The 15,735-nt window shown below is 67.9% G+C and carries 15 protein-coding genes; 7 read left to right on the forward strand and 8 right to left on the reverse strand.

Going from position 1 to position 15,735, the window contains the following annotated elements; all coding sequences use genetic code 11:
* The first annotated feature begins 68 nt into the window (after nt 1-68).
* The 4 genes from ACVRRC_RS01350 to ACVRRC_RS01365 all read left to right on the forward strand — a co-directional run bounded on the left by ACVRRC_RS01350 (nt 69) and on the right by ACVRRC_RS01365 (nt 4,092).
* Nucleotides 69-1,745, forward strand: a complete 1,677-nt coding sequence (locus ACVRRC_RS01350) for a carbon starvation CstA family protein (protein ID WP_011911615.1) — start codon at nt 69-71, stop codon at nt 1,743-1,745.
* Entirely contained in the window at nt 1,742-2,008 is a 267-nt protein-coding gene (locus ACVRRC_RS01355; RefSeq protein ID WP_013981518.1) for a cory-CC-star protein, read from the forward strand. The genes ACVRRC_RS01350 and ACVRRC_RS01355 overlap by 4 nt, the downstream gene beginning before the upstream one ends.
* Nucleotides 1,999-2,991, forward strand: coding sequence for an ArsA family ATPase (locus tag ACVRRC_RS01360; RefSeq protein WP_472996534.1), 993 nt, complete (start codon nt 1,999-2,001; stop codon nt 2,989-2,991). Before ACVRRC_RS01355 ends, ACVRRC_RS01360 begins: the two co-directional genes overlap by 10 nt.
* Before the next feature lie 93 nt (nt 2,992-3,084).
* Nucleotides 3,085-4,092, forward strand: coding sequence for an SDR family oxidoreductase (locus ACVRRC_RS01365; RefSeq protein ID WP_472996536.1), 1,008 nt, complete (start codon nt 3,085-3,087; stop codon nt 4,090-4,092).
* A 22-nt stretch (nt 4,093-4,114) separates the two neighbouring features.
* On the opposite strand, the gene ACVRRC_RS01370 is transcribed toward ACVRRC_RS01365, so the two are convergent.
* Both ACVRRC_RS01370 and ACVRRC_RS01375 read right to left on the reverse strand, forming a co-directional pair.
* Nucleotides 4,115-4,768 carry a dienelactone hydrolase family protein gene (locus ACVRRC_RS01370; RefSeq protein ID WP_013981515.1) on the reverse strand — a complete coding sequence of 218 codons (654 nt, stop codon included), beginning with the start codon at nt 4,766-4,768 and terminating at the stop codon, nt 4,115-4,117.
* Nucleotides 4,765-5,433: a phosphoribosyltransferase gene (locus tag ACVRRC_RS01375; RefSeq protein ID WP_013981514.1), complete on the reverse strand. Its 669-nt coding sequence runs from the start codon at nt 5,431-5,433 to the stop codon at nt 4,765-4,767. The genes ACVRRC_RS01370 and ACVRRC_RS01375 overlap by 4 nt, the downstream gene beginning before the upstream one ends.
* A gap of 220 nt (nt 5,434-5,653) precedes the next feature.
* Here ACVRRC_RS01375 and ACVRRC_RS01380 point away from each other — a divergent pair, with 220 nt between their 5' ends.
* The 3 genes from ACVRRC_RS01380 (at nt 5,654) to ACVRRC_RS01390 (ending at nt 9,698) form a co-directional block, all read left to right on the forward strand.
* Nucleotides 5,654-6,739 (forward strand): PotD/PotF family extracellular solute-binding protein, encoded by a 1,086-nt coding sequence (locus tag ACVRRC_RS01380; protein WP_408103127.1) that lies wholly within the window; start codon nt 5,654-5,656, stop codon nt 6,737-6,739.
* A complete protein-coding gene (locus ACVRRC_RS01385; protein ID WP_045157948.1) occupies nt 6,726-9,092 on the forward strand; it encodes a putative bifunctional diguanylate cyclase/phosphodiesterase in 2,367 nt (788 codons plus the stop codon). The genes ACVRRC_RS01380 and ACVRRC_RS01385 overlap by 14 nt, the downstream gene beginning before the upstream one ends.
* Before the next feature lie 126 nt (nt 9,093-9,218).
* The gene (locus ACVRRC_RS01390; RefSeq protein WP_011911607.1) at nt 9,219-9,698 is read left to right on the forward strand and encodes a BCAM0308 family protein; all 480 of its coding nucleotides are present in this window, start codon (nt 9,219-9,221) and stop codon (nt 9,696-9,698) included.
* A gap of 16 nt (nt 9,699-9,714) precedes the next feature.
* Here ACVRRC_RS01390 and ACVRRC_RS01395 read toward each other — a convergent pair whose 3' ends face one another.
* From ACVRRC_RS01395 to ACVRRC_RS01420, 6 genes are all read right to left on the reverse strand, one after another.
* On the reverse strand, nt 9,715-10,389 hold the full coding sequence (locus ACVRRC_RS01395; RefSeq protein ID WP_013981510.1) for a DUF1028 domain-containing protein: 675 nt from the start codon (nt 10,387-10,389) through the stop codon (nt 9,715-9,717).
* A gap of 70 nt (nt 10,390-10,459) precedes the next feature.
* Complete coding sequence (locus tag ACVRRC_RS01400) at nt 10,460-10,801, reverse strand: c-type cytochrome (protein WP_011911605.1); 342 nt, start codon at nt 10,799-10,801, stop codon at nt 10,460-10,462.
* Nucleotides 10,802-10,857: 56 nt separating this feature from the next.
* Nucleotides 10,858-12,126 (reverse strand): PQQ-dependent sugar dehydrogenase, encoded by a 1,269-nt coding sequence (locus tag ACVRRC_RS01405; protein WP_017244091.1) that lies wholly within the window; start codon nt 12,124-12,126, stop codon nt 10,858-10,860.
* 152 nt (nt 12,127-12,278) lie between these two features.
* Nucleotides 12,279-12,737 carry a YehS family protein gene (locus ACVRRC_RS01410; RefSeq protein ID WP_011911603.1) on the reverse strand — a complete coding sequence of 153 codons (459 nt, stop codon included), beginning with the start codon at nt 12,735-12,737 and terminating at the stop codon, nt 12,279-12,281.
* A 63-nt stretch (nt 12,738-12,800) separates the two neighbouring features.
* The gene (locus ACVRRC_RS01415; protein WP_011911602.1) at nt 12,801-14,189 is read right to left on the reverse strand and encodes a sigma-54-dependent transcriptional regulator; all 1,389 of its coding nucleotides are present in this window, start codon (nt 14,187-14,189) and stop codon (nt 12,801-12,803) included.
* Complete coding sequence (locus ACVRRC_RS01420; RefSeq protein WP_472996541.1) at nt 14,182-15,660, reverse strand: sensor histidine kinase; 1,479 nt, start codon at nt 15,658-15,660, stop codon at nt 14,182-14,184. Before ACVRRC_RS01420 ends, ACVRRC_RS01415 begins: the two co-directional genes overlap by 8 nt.
* Nucleotides 15,661-15,735: the final 75 nt, after the last annotated feature.

Raw genomic sequence — 15,735 nt, forward strand, 5'->3', positions numbered from 1 at the left:
CAATCACCCCATGAGGGCCAAACAGGACTGCGTTGTCGCCGGCGAGCGGCACGCTGAGGAATCCCCAGATGAGTGCAATCGCGTTGTTGCTGGTCGGCCTGGGCGCCATGGCGCTGGGCTACGTCTTCTACTCCAAGTTCATCGCCGAACGAATCTACCGGCTCGATCCCAACTACCGGACGCCAGCGCACACCATGCGCGACGGCGTGGACTACGTACCGACCAACAAATTCGTGCTCTGGGGCCACCATTTCACCTCGGTGGCCGGCGCCGCGCCCATCGTCGGCCCGGCCATCGCGGTGATCTGGGGCTGGGGTCCGGCCTTCGCCTGGGTGGTCTTCGGCACCATCTTCTTCGCTGGCGTGCATGACTTCGGCGCGCTCTGGGCCAGCGCCCGCAGCCGCGGCCAGTCGGTGGGCATGCTCAGTGGTCGGCTGATCGGCTCGCGCGGGCGCAGTCTGTTCCTCGTGGTGATCTTCCTCGTGCTGCTGATGGTCAACGGCGCCTTTGCCGCGGTGATCTCCAACCTGCTGGTGTCCACGCCGACTTCGGTGATTCCGGTGTGGGGCGCGATCCTGGTGGCGCTGGTGATCGGGCAGATGATCTACCGCTACAACATGAAGCTGCTCTGGCCTTCGCTGGGCGGGGTGATCGTGCTCTACGCGCTGATCCTGATCGGCAACCAGTACCCCATCGTGCTGCCGGACGAGGTCATGGGCCTGTCGGCCAAGTCGCTGTGGATCCTGCTGCTGTTCGTCTACGCCGCCATCGCCTCGCTGCTGCCGGTGTGGGTGCTGCTGCAGCCGCGCGACTACATCAACGGCCTGCAACTGTTCGTCGGCCTCGGCCTGCTCTACCTGGCGGTGCTGTTCGGCGCGCCGGAGCTGGTGGCGCCGGCCTTCAACCAGGAGCTGCCGGCCGATACCCCGAGCATCGTGCCGCTGCTGTTCGTCACCATCGCCTGCGGCGCGATCTCCGGTTTCCACGGCCTGGTCGCCTCCGGCACCACCTCCAAGCAGCTGGACAAGGAAACCGACGCCCGCTTCGTCGGCTACTTCGGTGCCATGGGCGAAGGCATGCTCTCGCTGGCGGCGATCATCTGCTGCACCGCCGGCTTCGCCACCCTGACCGACTGGCAGCAGGTCTATACCGCCTTCGGCAGCGGCGGCGTCACCGCCTTCGTGCAGGGTGGCGGCACGCTGCTGGCCAACGGTCTGGGCCTGCCTGCCGAGCTTGGCGGGACCATTCTCGCAGTGATGGCGATTCTCTTCGCCGGCACCACCATGGACACCGGCCTGCGCCTGCAGCGCTTCGTCATCCAGGAAGCCGGCGAGCTGGCCGGAATGAAGGTCAATACCCTGGTGGGCACGCTGATCGCTGTCGGCGTGTGCATGGCGCTGGCCTTCGGCGCCGGCTCCGATGGCACCGGCGGCATGGTCATCTGGCCGCTATTCGGTACCACCAACCAGCTGCTGGCCGGCCTGACCCTGGCAGTGATCACCGTCATCCTGATCAAGCTCGGCCGCTCGCCGGTGTACACCCTGGTGCCACTGGTGTTCCTGCTGGCCATGTCGATCTACGCCCTGCTGGTGCAGATGGGCCAGTTCTACCGCGCCGAAAACTGGCTGCTGCTGGGCATGGACGTGATCATCCTGATCGCCGCACTGTGGGTCACCCTCGAGGCGATCATCGCCATGCGCAAGGGCCGCGACCCGGCCGAGCGCGCCTTCGAGGCGCAGCCGTGAGCGAGCCGCTGAGCATCCTCGGCAAGGTTTCCGCGGGGCTGCGCGAGTTCTACGTCGCGCCCTATCGGCGAACCTTCGCCCGGGCCCGGCGCGACGAGGACGACCTGTTCATGCTGCTGGTGTTCAGCGAAACCCTGGGCGTGCCGAACCCGGCCGCCTGGTACACCCTGGAGCTGATGCCGGCGCTGTACGAGCGCTTCCACGACTGGCACCGGCGCATGGGAATGGAGCACTCGCCACTGGACCATATCGCATGCTGCTAGAGCTGGCAGCCGAGCGTCGCGTGCTGTTCTTTGGCGGCAAGGGCGGCGTCGGCAAGACCACCGTGGCCGCCGCTACCGCCCTCGCCCAGGCGCGGGCCGGGCGCCGCGTGCTGCTGGTCTCCACCGATCCGGCACACAACCTCGGGCACCTCTGGCAGCGCCCGGTGGGCCCGCAGAAGGTGCGCCTGGCGGCCGGGCTGGACGGCCTGGAGCTGGACCCGGAACTCACCGTGCAGCAGCACCTCGAGGACGTCGGCGCCGCCCTGCGCAAGCTGATGCCGGCGCACCTGGCCGGCGAAGTGGACAAGCACATGGCGCTGTCGCGCGATGCCCCTGGAATGCACGAGGCGGCGCTGCTCGAACGCATCGCCGAGACGCTGGAGCAGGGCCTGGCCGACTACGACCTGCTGGTGTTCGATACCGCCCCGTCCGGGCACACGGCACGGCTGATGGCGCTGCCGGAAATGATGAGCGCCTGGACCGAAGGCCTGCTGCGCCGGCAGGAGCGCGGCTCGCGCTTCAGCCAGGTGTTGAAGAACCTCGGCCAGGACGATCGCGGCTTCGGCCAGTCCATACTCGGCCAGGGCGATGGCGAGGCTGCGCCGGATCGCGACAGTCGTATTCGCCAGATCCTCGACCGTCGCCGCGAGCGCTTCAACCGGCTGCGCGAGGTGCTCGGTGATGCGCAGCAGTGCGCGTTCGTCATCGTGCTCGCCGCCGAGCGGCTGCCGGTGCTGGAAACCATCGAACTGCATGCGCTGCTGCAGCGCGCCGGCACGCCGGTCGGCGCGCTGGTGGTGAACAAGCGCTCGCCGGCCGATGCCGGCGCCTTTCTCGCCGAACGCCACGCCCTGGAGGACCAGCATCTCGCCACCCTGCGCCAGGCGCTGGGCCAGCTACCACTGCTGGAGCTGCCGCTTTTGCCCGGTGATGTGGTCGGCGAAGCATCGCTGGAGGCCTTCGCCCACAGGCTGGCCGACTGACCCGGACCGCCCGTCACACCGACTGAACGGCCTCGTCGCGCCCTTTTCCATACGCCATGCCATATCCATTGCAAAGCGCGAGAGGAGGGTTCCATGAAGCTGCATCTCAAACCCCTGAACCAACAGGTCATCGTCATCACCGGCGGCTCCAGCGGCATCGGTCTGGCCACCGCACGCATGGCCGTCGAGCAGGGCGCCCGCGTGGCGCTGATCTCCCGCAACGAGGAAGCACTGGCGCAGATCGAACAACAGCTGGGCGCCGGCGAACGGGTCATGCACGTGATGGCCGATGTCGGTGAGCGCGAGCAGCTGCAAAATGCTGCCGACCAGGTGATCGAGCGTTTCGGCGGCTTCGACACCTGGATCAACAACGCCGGATCATCGGTCTGGGGTCGCCTCGGCGACGTCAGCGACGAGGATCACCAGCGCGTCATGCAGACCAACTTCTGGGGCACCTTCTATGGCTCCAGCATCGCCGCGGCGCATCTGCGCCCACGTGGCGGCTCGATCATCAACATAGGCAGCCTGGAGTCGGTGGTGGCGCTGCCCTTCCACGCCAGCTACAGCGCCAGCAAGCACGCGGTGAAGGCGCTGACCGACGTGCTGCGGCTGGAGATGGAACAGGATCGCGCCCCGGTCTCGGTGACGCTGGTGCGGCCGGTGGCGACCGATACGCCATTCATGGATCACTCGAAGAACGAGCTGGAGAGCGCACCGAACTTCCCACCGCCGGTGTACGCGCCGGAGGTGGTCGCCCAGGCCATCCTGCATGCGGCCGAACACCCACAGCGCGACGTCTACATCGGCAACGGCAAGCTGCTCAGCCGCCTCGAACAGAACGCGCCGCGCCTGGTGGACTGGCTGCGCCGCCGCTTCATCGCCCCGACAATCGTCAGCGGCCGTCCGGATGCCAACCGTCGCGGCCAACTGCACGAAGCCGACAGCAGCCAGGGCGGCGCCGGGCATGCCCATGGCGCCTACCCCGGGGTGGTGCTGCAGCACAGCCTGTATACCCGCGCCTCGCAACACCCGGTGGCGACCACCGCCGCCCTGGCGCTGGGCGCGCTGACGGTGTTCTCGTTGCTGCGACGCCGCGGCTGATCGGGCGGTGGCCGGCGTGCGGCTATACCAGGTGCCGCACGAACCAGTCGCCGGCCAGGCGCGCCACCTCTTCCAGCGTGCCGTGTTCCTCGAACAGGTGGCTCGCGCCGGGCACCACCACCAGCTGGTGCTCGCACTGCAGCCGTGCCGCGGCGGCACGGTTGAGCTCCAGCACCTCCAGGTCGCGGCTGCCGACGATGAACAGCGAAGCGGCGTGGACTCGTGCCAGTGACGGCTCGGCCAGGTCGACGCGCCCCCCGCGCGAGACGACTGCCGCGATGTCGGCTGGGCGCGAAGCCGCGGTGGTGAGCGCCGCGGCCGCACCGGTGCTGGCACCGAACAGGCCGATGCGCAGCTCGCGCAGTTGTGCATCGCTGCTCAGCTGATCGATCACGCCCGTCAGGCGTTGGCTGAGCAAGGGGATGTCGAAGCGCAGCTGGCGGGTGATCTCGTCGATGGGTTGCTCGTGCTTGGTCAGCAGGTCGAACAGCAGGGTGGCCAGGCCCATTTCGTTGAAGCAGCGCGCCACGCTCTGGTTGCGTGGGCTGTGCCGGCTGCTGCCGCTGCCGTGCACGAAGACCACCAGTCCACGCGCCGCAGCCGGCACGCACAGGTCGCCGTGCAGGCGGGCCTTGCCGAGGGTGAAGCGCATCGGGGTCGCGGATGACTGGCTCATGCCGGCTGCCCTCCCCGGCTCCAGGCGCGCTGCAGCAGATCGACCACCAGGCGGTCCGGGGTCTGATCGAAGTTCTGGTACCAGCGGCCGATTGCATAGAGGTCATGGGGCATGTGCAGGCAGATGATGCGGTCGGCCAGCGGCTCCAGTTGCGCGACGCTGTCCGGAGCTGCCACCGGCACCGCCACGGTGATGCTCGACGGCTCCAGCTGGCGCACCGCCTTCACCGCGGCGCGCATGGTGGCGCCCGTGGCCAGTCCGTCATCCACCAGGATCACCGCACGCCCGGCGACCACCGGCCGCGGGCGGTCACCGCGATAAGCCTGTTCGCGGCGCTGCAACTCGTGGCTTTCCTGAGCGATGGTACCGTCGATCTCGGCCCTGGAGGCGTGAACGTAGCGCACGATGTCCTCGTTCATCACCCGCACACCACCGCTGGCAATGGCGCCCATGGCCAGCTCGCGATTGCCGGGCGTGCCGAGCTTGCGTACCACCAGAATGTCCAGCTCCAGCCCCAGGCGTTGCGCCACCTCGAACGCCACCGGCACACCACCGCGCGGCAGCGCCAGCACCAGGGCATCGGTCCAGTCGCCTTCCTGCGCCAGCCGCTCGGCCAGTGCCTCGCCTGCATGTATTCGATCGGGGAAAGGGATCATCAGGGTCATGGCCGGTTCCTCGCTACGCTGCCGAATGCATTGGAGTCTGGCTCAAGAATGGGAGGTCCGTCGGCCGCTGCGACAAACAACGCAGAACCGCCGCCGATCGGGGCGTAAGCGGCGGTCGACGAAAGGCATTGCCGTCATATGTCTGGCGCCATTAAAGTGCCAGTACTGCAGCCATGCCGGGACGCCGGCTGGTTCGACCTCTGCCAGCGGAAGGATGCCCATGCCGAACAACAAAAAACCCCGGGTCGCCTGGTGCGTACGCAGCGCAGTGCTGATGACCGTCAGCCTGCTGTTTCCCTCCACCTCGCTGCACGCGGCACAAAGCCTGACGCTGCTGACCTGGGAGGAATACCTCAGCGAGGCGGTGATCGAGCGCTGGCAGGCCGAGACCGGGGTCGAGATCCAGCAGATCTTCTTCGACAGCGGCGACAAGCGTGACGAAATCCTCGCCAAACCCGACCACCAGATCGACATCGCCCTCACCGAGCTGATCAGCTCGTCGCGCTTCGGCGCGCGCAAACTGCTGGAGCCGATCGAGCAAGCCCGCCTGCCGGCGCTGCGTCATGTGGCCCGGCGCTGGCGCGACAGCTGCGGCCGTTACGCCGTGCCGTACCTGTGGGGCACGCTGGGCATCGCCTATCGCAGCGACCGCATCGAGCAGGCGCCACGCTCCTGGGCGGACCTGCTCAAACCGGCGCGGCCGGACGAGCCGCACATCGTGATGATGGAAGACCACGAGGACATCCTCGCCAGCCCGTTGATCCTGCTCGGCCACTCGATCAACACCTCTGACCTCGACCAGCTCAAGGCAGCGTTCGAGCTGCTGCGCAACCAATCCGAGGCAGTGCTCACCTACGAGTACGTGATCACCGCGCTGCGCAGCCAGCGGCATCTCGACCGCGCCGACATGGCGCTGGCCTACAGTGGCGACCAGCAGGTGCTCAACGCGGTCGAGGGCGTGCACGGCGAGCCCTGGCGCTACGTGGTGCCGGAAGAAGGCACACTGCTCTGGGTCGACTGCCTGTCGGTGCCGAGCAACAGCCCGAACCAGGCGCTGGCCTACCGCTTCCTGGACTTCCTCAACCGACCCGAGATCGCCGCCCTGAATGCCGAGGACCTGGGCGTCGCCACGCCGAATGCCGCAGCCCGGGCGCTGCTGCCGGAGGACGTGCGCGCGGATGCGACCATCTACCCGCCAGAGGCGGTCCTGGCCCGCAGCCAGGTCTACGAGGAGCGGCCGCTGGAAGGCACGCAGACCCGGCGGCGCATCATCAGCGCACTGATCAACGCCCATGACGCTCGGTAAACGCGCGCTGCTGGTGATCTTCCCGGTCATTCTGATCATCCAGCTGGTTGCCTCGACCACCGCCTACCTGACCCAGCGCGCCTCGCTGCTGGGCCTGGAGCAGGCGCGTCTGGAGCAGCAGCTGTCGGCGCTGAAGTCGGCCTATCTGGACTACGAGGCGTTCAACCGCAGCGTGCTCTACTCGATCATCGACAGCGAGGCGTTGCTGCACTTCCTGCGCGAGTCGGACACCGCCTTTCGCAACGACACCCTCGGGCTTCGCCTGCAGCAAAGCATTCGCTCGCTGTCGAACACCGAACTGTCGTTCGTTTCCTTCGCCATCGTGCAGCCCGATGGCCAGCCGGCCTACTACTTCGAGAGCAGCCTGTCGCCGTTCGGCTCGATGGATGCCACGCAGCAACGGATCGTCCAGCAGGCCCGGCAATCGGCTTCCAGCGCGACGATCTACCTCGAACAGGCCGATGGCGCTCCGCTGCTGGTCAACACCGACTTCGTCCTGCCGGCCAGCGGCAGTAGGCCGCTGCCGAGCCAGCGCGGTGAGGCCTTCGCCATCCAGCTGGCGGTACGCCCCGAGCGATTCATCAAGCTCAAGCGGGCACTGGAGAGCGAATACGGTGCGCCGGTGGAGATCGCCGACCAGCAGTTGCCGGTGGACGTAGGCCTGTCCGCCGAGATTCCGCTGTCGCGCTCACTGCACGCCCGCCTGACGCCGGCGCCGGACTACACCGCCGAGCGCCTGCAAAAGCTCGGGCTGGCCTTTCTCGCCGGCGGTTCGCTGATCGGCCTGCTGTCCATCGGACTGCTGCTGTGGCTGATCCGCCGCTACATCACCACGCCCATCAGCCAGCTGGACGACCAGCTCACCGACCTGCTGCTGTGCAAACGCGCGGCCCTCGACGAGCCCAGCGACGGCGGCGAGATCGGCCGTCTGACGGTCAACATGAAGACCCTGCACGATCGCAGCACCGCCGCGCTGCAGCGCATCCAGGAGATCTCCTGGACCGACAGCCTGACGCAGATCAGCAACCGCGCGCACTTCGGCATGCTGGCCAACGCCATGTATGAACAATGCCTGCAGGAGGACAAGCGCCTGTCGCTGCTGTTCATCGACCTGGACAACTTCAAGCAGGTCAACGACCGCCACGGCCACGATGCCGGCGATGCCCTGCTGCGCCTGTTCGCCCAGCGCGCCCAGACGCTGCTGGAACGGCATCGCCAGCAGCATCCGCACACCTATTCGGCGTTCGCCCGGCTGTCCGGCGACGAATTCGCCATCCTCCTGCTGAGCGATGCCGAGCCCGGCCTCGACGCACTGTGCGACGCGCTGCTCGGCCTGTGCCGCGGCGGATTCCGCCTGGAGGAGCGAACCTACCCGGTCAGCCTCAGCATCGGCACCGCCTGCTATCCGGACGATGCCGACTCCATCACCCAGCTGCTCACCCGCGCCGACACCGCCATGTACCAAGCCAAGGCCGAAGGCAAGTGCATGGCGGTGGCATTCAGCAACGAGCTGGAACAGCGCAACGAGCGAATCCGCCTGATCGAGGATCAGCTGCGCGCACTGGACGGCGACGACCAGCTGCGGCTGGTCTACATGCCGGCGCTCAACCGCGACGGTGCGGTGGTCAGTTGCGAAGTGCTGCTGCGCTGGCATTCGCCGGTGCTGGGCACGGTCTCGCCCGCCGAGTTCATCCCCATTGCCGAGCGTGCCGGGCTGTTCCCGAAGATCGACAGCTGGGTCATCGACCACGCACTGGCCGAGTACCCGCAGCTGGTGCGGCTGTTCGGCGAGCAGGTGATCCTGGCGATCAACGTGTCCTCCGCGCAACTGGCCGACGACCGCATCTGCCGCTATCTGGCCGAGCGCGCCGCCCATCACGGGGTGGCCCCGGGCAGGATCGAGATCGAGCTGACCGAGACCTACGCGGCCGAGCTGAACAAGGACACCATGGCCGTGGTGCAGGCCATTCGCCGGGCCGGCTTTCGCGTCGCCATCGACGATTTCGGCGTCGGCTACACGTCGATCCAGCAATTGCTGGAGTACCCGGCCGACACCATCAAGCTGGACATGGCGATCATCACGCGGCTGACACGGCCGGACATGCAGCACAGCCTCAGCGCCCTGGTCGCCTTCTGCCATGCCCAGGGCAAGCGGGTGAATGCCGAAGGCGTGGATGACATGGAGAAGCAGTCGGCGCTGCTGCAGGCCGGTTGCGACCTGTTCCAGGGCTACCTGATCTCGCCGCCAAGGGCATTGCCGGCACTGGAAGACTGGATGGCCGTGCGCAACCGCGCCCAGGGTGCGCTGCGCCTGGAGCAGCTGGCGCCGCGGGTGGTTCCGCAACCCTTATGAGCGAGTCGCGCGAGCCCTTGCGCGACCGATCATCGCAACCGGCGGCCGCCACGTCCCGCAGGCGGAAGAGCGCGGTGGGCTGATCTACGCTGCAAAGGCACCCTCCCGATCATTGAGGCCTTTGCCATGGACAAGACGCGCGACAAGCTTCTACAACCCGAACACCACGACCCCTACCTCAAGGCGTGGCACCAGCGCAGCGACACCCTCTGCCCACGATGCGGCGCCGCCTACCAGGCCGGACGCTGGACCTGGCACGGCCTGGTCGATGCGAGCAACGCCCAGGAAGCCCTCTGCCCTGCCTGCCAGCGCATCGCCGAAGACGTGCCGGCCGGCACCATCAGCCTGCGCGGCGCGTTCGTCAAAGCGCACACCGACGAACTCAGCGGACTGATCCGTAACACCGAAGAAAAGGAAAAGGGCGAACATCCGCTCGAGCGCCTGATGGCCATCAGCGACGAACCCGATGGATTGCGCGTGACCACCACCGGCCTGCACCTGGCTCAGCGCATCGGCCACGCGCTGGAAGCCGCCTACGACGGCGAACTGAAGATCCTCTACGACGGTGAAGCGTATTACGTCGACGTGCACTGGCTGCGCGACTGAGCCTGCGAACCCCGGCTCAGATGGTCTCCTCGCCGGCCGCCCCGGCCGGATTGGCGCGGGTCGGCATGGCGAGGATTTCCGGCACCACCTCGCGGGCGAACACCTCGTGCAACCGACGCAGCTCGGCGAAGGGGTCACGATGATGGTCGACGCGGATATCCCACAGCGGGTATTGCTCCTGGTCGACCACATACACCGTCGCCGAGGATTCGCCATGGCGGTCGCCACCCTCGGCGTCGCCAGCCGCCAGCGCGGCCATCAGGCGCTCCACCAGCGGCAGCTGCACGCTGCCGACATAGGCTTCGCAAGCCGCCTCCAATACCTCCCGCCCCTTGAGCCGGTTGCCCTGCACGCAGAACTGCTCGCCGGCGATGGAGCCGGCCCAGGGCAGGCAGCGCTCGCCGGTCCAGCAGGCGGTGCGCCCGCTACTGTCGATGACCGCGCACTGGCGCAGCTCCATGCACGGATCGGTGCGCCGCAGCCGCTCGAGCACTTCGCCGGCCGGACTGAACTCGCGCAGGAAGCGCAGGCCATCGATGCCCAGGTACGGATTGATCTGCGCCTGAGTCGCCACCGCGCCCACACGTGCCGCCGCGTGGGTCAGCAGCTTGCCCACGGCAGGCATGGCGGTGGCGGCGGCGACACCGATCTGCCCGGTGCGCGGGCAGCGGGCGACGATGGAAAAGGTCATGGGCGTGCTCTCTGGACTGGTCGCACGTTAGGCCGATGCCGAGGGGCAAACGTTCAGGCGGCCCCGTGTTTCATTCCGGCAGCTCGACACTGACCTTGATCGAGGAATACCAGCGCGTCACCGCGGCGATGTCGTCATCGCCCAGCCCCGCAGCGATCACGCTCATTTGCGGATGCTTGCGCTCGCCGGAGCGGAACGCCTGCAGCTGGCGGGCCAGGTAGAGCTCGCCGTTGCCGGCCAGGTTAGGTGCGTCGGCGACCTTGGCGAGGCCGTCGATGCCATGACAGGCGGCGCACATCTTCGCCTTGGCCTTGTCCGCCGCAAGGTCGGCGGCCTGCAGCGACGGCGCCAGGCACAACAGCAGCGGCAGCGCGCAGCACAGGCGCCGGCGCGAATCGGAAACGATGGGCATGCGGTACTCCTCGGATGGACGCCGGGCCGCGGCAAGGCACGGGCCGGCGCGGCGGCTCACTTGCCCTGGTAGGAGATGCGATAGATGGCGCCGGCGGTGTCGTCACTGACCAGCAACGAGCCATCCTTGAGCTGCGCGACATCGACGATGCGGCCGTAGTACTCGCCGGTTTCCTCGTCCAGCCAGCCTTCGGCGAAGGGCACCGTCTCGCCGGACGGACCGCTGCCATCGGCCGCAAACGGCGTGAACATCACCCGCGCACCCGCCGGCACGGTGCGGTTCCAGCTGCCGCGCTGGGCGCTGAAAAGCCCGCCGCGGTACTGCTCGGGAAACTGCTTGCCGGTGTAGAAGGTCAGGCCCATGTCGGCGGCGTGGGCAATGGTTTCCACCACCGGCGGGGTCAGGCCTTCCGGCGGCGTTTCGTCGGCGTACTCGTTGGTACGCACCTGGCCGCCGCCGTACCAGGGCATGCCGAACTTCATTCCGGCCTTGGGTGCACGATTGATCTCGCCTGGCGGCGTGTCGTCGCCCATACCGTCGACCTGGTTGTCGGTGAACCAGAGCTCCTTCGTCGTCGGGTGATAGGTGATGCCCACCGAGTTGCGCACGCCGGTGGCGTAGACCTCGCGCTTGCTGCCGTCGCGCTCCATGCGCACGATGCCGCCGATGCCGTGCCGCTCGTACAGCTCCAGCTTGTCCTTGGGCGGCACGTTGTGCGGCTGGCCGAGGGAGATGGTGAGCTTGTTGTCCGGGCTGATGGCACAGACCCGCGCGCCGTGGTTGTAGCTCTCTTCATCCTTGGGGATCAGCTCGCCGGTCGGCACCACGATGTCCGCCGCCACGTCCGGCCCCTCGTAGAAGAACTCGGCGGCCGGGAACACCAGCACGCGGTTGTGCTCGGCGACGAAGAGAAAGCCGTCCGGGCTGAAACAGGGGCCAGGCTGGGTGAAGGAGATCGCCGGGGCGAAGCGCTTCACCTCGTCGGCGGTGCGGTTCTTGGTGCGATCGGTGACCGCCCACAGGTCGGTCTTGCGGGTGCCGACGAAGACCACTCCGCTGGACGGCCCGACTGCCATATGGCGGGCATCGGGCACTACGGCGTAGAGGTCAATGCGAAACCCTTCGGGCAGCTTGATGCGTTTGAGGTTCTCGCGGATGGCATCGGCGGTGGGGCCGTCCTGGGCAATGGTCTTCATGTCCAGGGACTGGCCGGTGGTCTTCATCGAGCGCATGCGCTCCAGGGCTTCGTCACTGGTCGGCGCCGCGATGGCAGCGGCGCAGCTCAGCGCAAGCAGGGCGCTCAGGGTCAGGCGGAAGGTCTTCATGGCACGCACCTCGGGGCACCGCCACAGGGGGCGGTCATCTTGTTGTTATGGCGTTCCCGGCGCCGAGCTGCGCACCGGGCATGCGGCTAGCTGCCTGCTTCAGCGTAGCGGCCGCCCGGCCATTTACCACTCGAGGTGCCCTGCGGTGCAGCTCAGCCCTGGCGCAGCGAAAGCCCCTTGAGGAAATTGCGCAGCAGCTGGTCGCCGCAGGGCCGATAGTTGCTGTGCCCGGGCTTGCGGAACAGTGCGCCGAGCTCGGATTTCGACAGCTGCAGATCGGCGGCATGCAGGATCGCCTGCAGGTCTTCGTCGCGCAGCTCGAAGGCCACCCGCAGTTTCTTCAGGATCTGGTTGTTGCTGACCGGCAGTTCCAGCGGCGGTGCCGGGCGGCTTTCATCCTTGCCACGCTTGAAATAGATCAGCCCGTCGAGAAAACGCGCCATCGCCTCGTCGGGGCATTCCTGATAGCCGTCCTCGTCCTCGCGGCTGAGCCAGGCGCGAACCTCGGCCTCGGCAACCGTGCAACCACCCAGGGCCGCGATTTCGGCCATCTGCGCATCGCTGACCTTGAGGGTGTAGCGCAGGCTGCGCAGGACGTCGTTGTTGAGCATGTTCGCTCCTCACTGGGAAAAGGCCGGCAGTGTGCGCCTTCGGGCGCCCTGCGGCGAGCCCGATCAGCCTTCCTCGCGCTCGCCGAGGCGTCTGTACAGCGTGCGCCGTCCGATGCCGAGCAAGGCCGCCGCGCGGCGCTTGTTGCCATCCACCAGCTTGAGCACGTGCTCGATATAACGCAGTTCCAGCTCTTCCAGGGTCGGCAGCAACGGGCCATCGCTGAGCTCGGCGAGCAGCTCGGCCCCGGCGCTGCGGGCCTTGTCGTCACGGTAGCTGGCGATGCGGCTGGGCAGGTGCTCCAGCTCGATGCTGCGCCCGTGGCAGAAGGTCACCGCCCGCTCGATGGCGTTCTGCAGCTCGCGCACGTTGCCCGGGAACGGATAGCGGCGTAGCTGCTCCAGCGCCGCCGGCGCGATGCCGCGCACCGGCCGTCCGCCGCGTGCGGCAAAGTGGGCGACGAAGCCGGCGGCCAGCAATTCGAGGTCCTCCTCGCGATCACGCAACGGCGGCACCTGCAGAATGAAGGTTTCCAGACGGAAGAACAGGTCTTCGCGGAACGCCTCGCGCCCGGCCTCGGTTTCCAGCGGGCGATTGCTGGCGGCGATGATGCGCACGTCCACGCTGAGTTCGCGCTCGGCACCCACCGGGCGGATCGTGCCTTCCTGCAGCACGCGCAGGAGCTTGGCCTGCAGCGGCAGCGGCATCTCGCCGATCTCGTCGAGAAACAGCGTACCGCCGTCGGCCTGTTGGAACAGTCCCTTGTGCGCGCGATTGGCGCCGGTGAAGGCACCGGCGACATGGCCGAAGAACTCGCTTTCCAGGAGCTCGGCCGGCAACCCGGCGCAGTTGATGGCCAGGAACGGGCCGCCGGCGCGCTCGCTCTCGGCGTGCACCGCCCTGGCCACCAGTTCCTTGCCGGTGCCGCTCTCGCCGATCACCAGCACCGGCCCTTCGGCACGGGCGAGCTGGCGGATCTGGTCGAACAGCCCGCGCATCACCCGGCTGCGGCCGAGCATGCCGTGGAAGCGATCATCGCTCAGCAGCTGCTGGAAGCGTCGCACTTCGTCGCGCAGGCGCCGCGTCTCCAGCGCGCGGCCGACCGCCAGAGCGAAGTGCTCGAGGTCCAGCGGCTTGGTGAGGAACTCGTCGGCGCCTTCCTTGAGCGCCGCCACCGCCTGCTGAATGCTGCCGAACGCGGTGATCACCAGAAAGGCCGGTGCCGCCTGCATGCTCTTCACCCGCCGCAGCAGCGCCATGCCATCAGCGCCGGGCAGGCGCAGGTCGCTGACCACCAGCGCCGGCTCCCAGCTTTCCAGGGAACCCACCGCCTCCTCGGCGCTGGCCAGCGCACGCACCTGCAGCCCGCGATCCTCCAGCTCCTCCACCAGCAGCTGGCGCAGGCTGTCATCGTCCTCGACCAGCAGCACACGCTCCTGCACCGCGTCAGTCATGATTCTCCTCCTCGCTCAATGGCAGCGCGATGCGAAATGCCGCACCCGGCAGCCGGCCGTGGACCAGCTCGATACGCCCGCCGCACTCGCTGACCACCCCATGGGCCACCGCCAGGCCGAGGCCGCTGCCTTCGCCCACCGCCTTGGTGGTGAAGAACGGCTCGAACAGCGCTCCGCGATGGCTTTCGGCAATGCCCGGGCCGTCATCCTCGACCTGCATGAACAACTCACGACCGTCGCCCCACCAGCTCAGCCGTACCTCGCCTCCCGGGCTGGCCTGGGCGGCGTTGCGCAACAGATTGGTCAGCGCCTGCTCGAAACGCGGCGGGTCGACCCGGCAATGCAGTGTCTGCGGCGGCGCCTGCAGCTGCAGGCGGACTTCGAGCGCGGCCAGCTCGTCGGCCACCGCGGCGGCGGCCGAATGCGCCAGCACCTCGGCCGGCACACGGCGCGGGGGTGAGCCGGCGGCCCGGCCGAAATCCAGCAGCTGACGGACAATCGCGCTGAGCCGCGCCACCTGCTGGCGAATCTGCAACAGCGCGCGGCGATGGGTTTCGGCCAGCTCGTCGTCGCGCAACACCCGCTGCGCCTTGCCATCGATCACGCTCAGCGGGCTGCCCAGCTCGTGGGCCACGCCGGCCGCCAGCCGCCCCACTGCCGCCAGCTGCTGGCTCTGACGCAGGCGCGCCTGCAACTGCTCCTCGCGGGCCTGCTGCTCGGCGACCTGGCGTTCGGCGGCGGCGATGCTGTCGAGCATCTGGTTCAACGCGCCGGACAGCACCATGATCTCCTGCGGCCCGCTGCGCGGTGCACGATGCTCGCGGTCGCCGGCCGCGACCCGCTCCATGCTGCGCGCCAGTTGCTGCAGGTGCTTGCCCACGGCCGAACGGTGGCCAAGCAGGATCACCACCAGCGCCACGCCGGCCAGCAGCCCACCCAGCCCGGCAGCGATCAGCCGCAGGCGACGGATGTCGCGTTCGAAGTCACCCCAGCGCCGGGTCACCTGCAGCAGGCCATTGATCTGCCCACCGCTCTCTTCCAGCGGAACGAAATAGGAATACACCGGGCGACCGTTGATGCGCTGGTACTCGCCGGTCAGCTCGCCGCCTTCGGTGAGCTGCTGGATCGCCGACGCATCCTGATCCGGTTCCACCGCACCGGCATAGGCAGCCAGCTTGCCGTCACGGTCGTAGACGTAGGCGCCATAGACGCGGCCGACGCCAAGCACCGATTCCAGCACCTGCTGCAGGGTGCGCTCATGGTTCTTCTCCAGGCTGGCGCTGAGCGGCAGGCGCACCGCCCGCGCCACCAGCTCCACCTCGGCCTGCAGCCGCCGCTCGCTGTTGCGCTCCACCGTCCAGAGCACCACCGAACTGAAGCCGAACATGATTGCCATGAGCGGCACGATGACCTTGAGCAAGAGCGCGCCGCGCAGACTGGCTGGCCGCTGCCAGAGTGATACATGTGTCATACCGGCACACTACAGACCGCTGCCCGACAGGTCCACCGCACCCCGACGAAACGAAAAATGCCATTCAAATCAATG

This window comes from Stutzerimonas sp. LR2 (assembly GCF_055755175.1).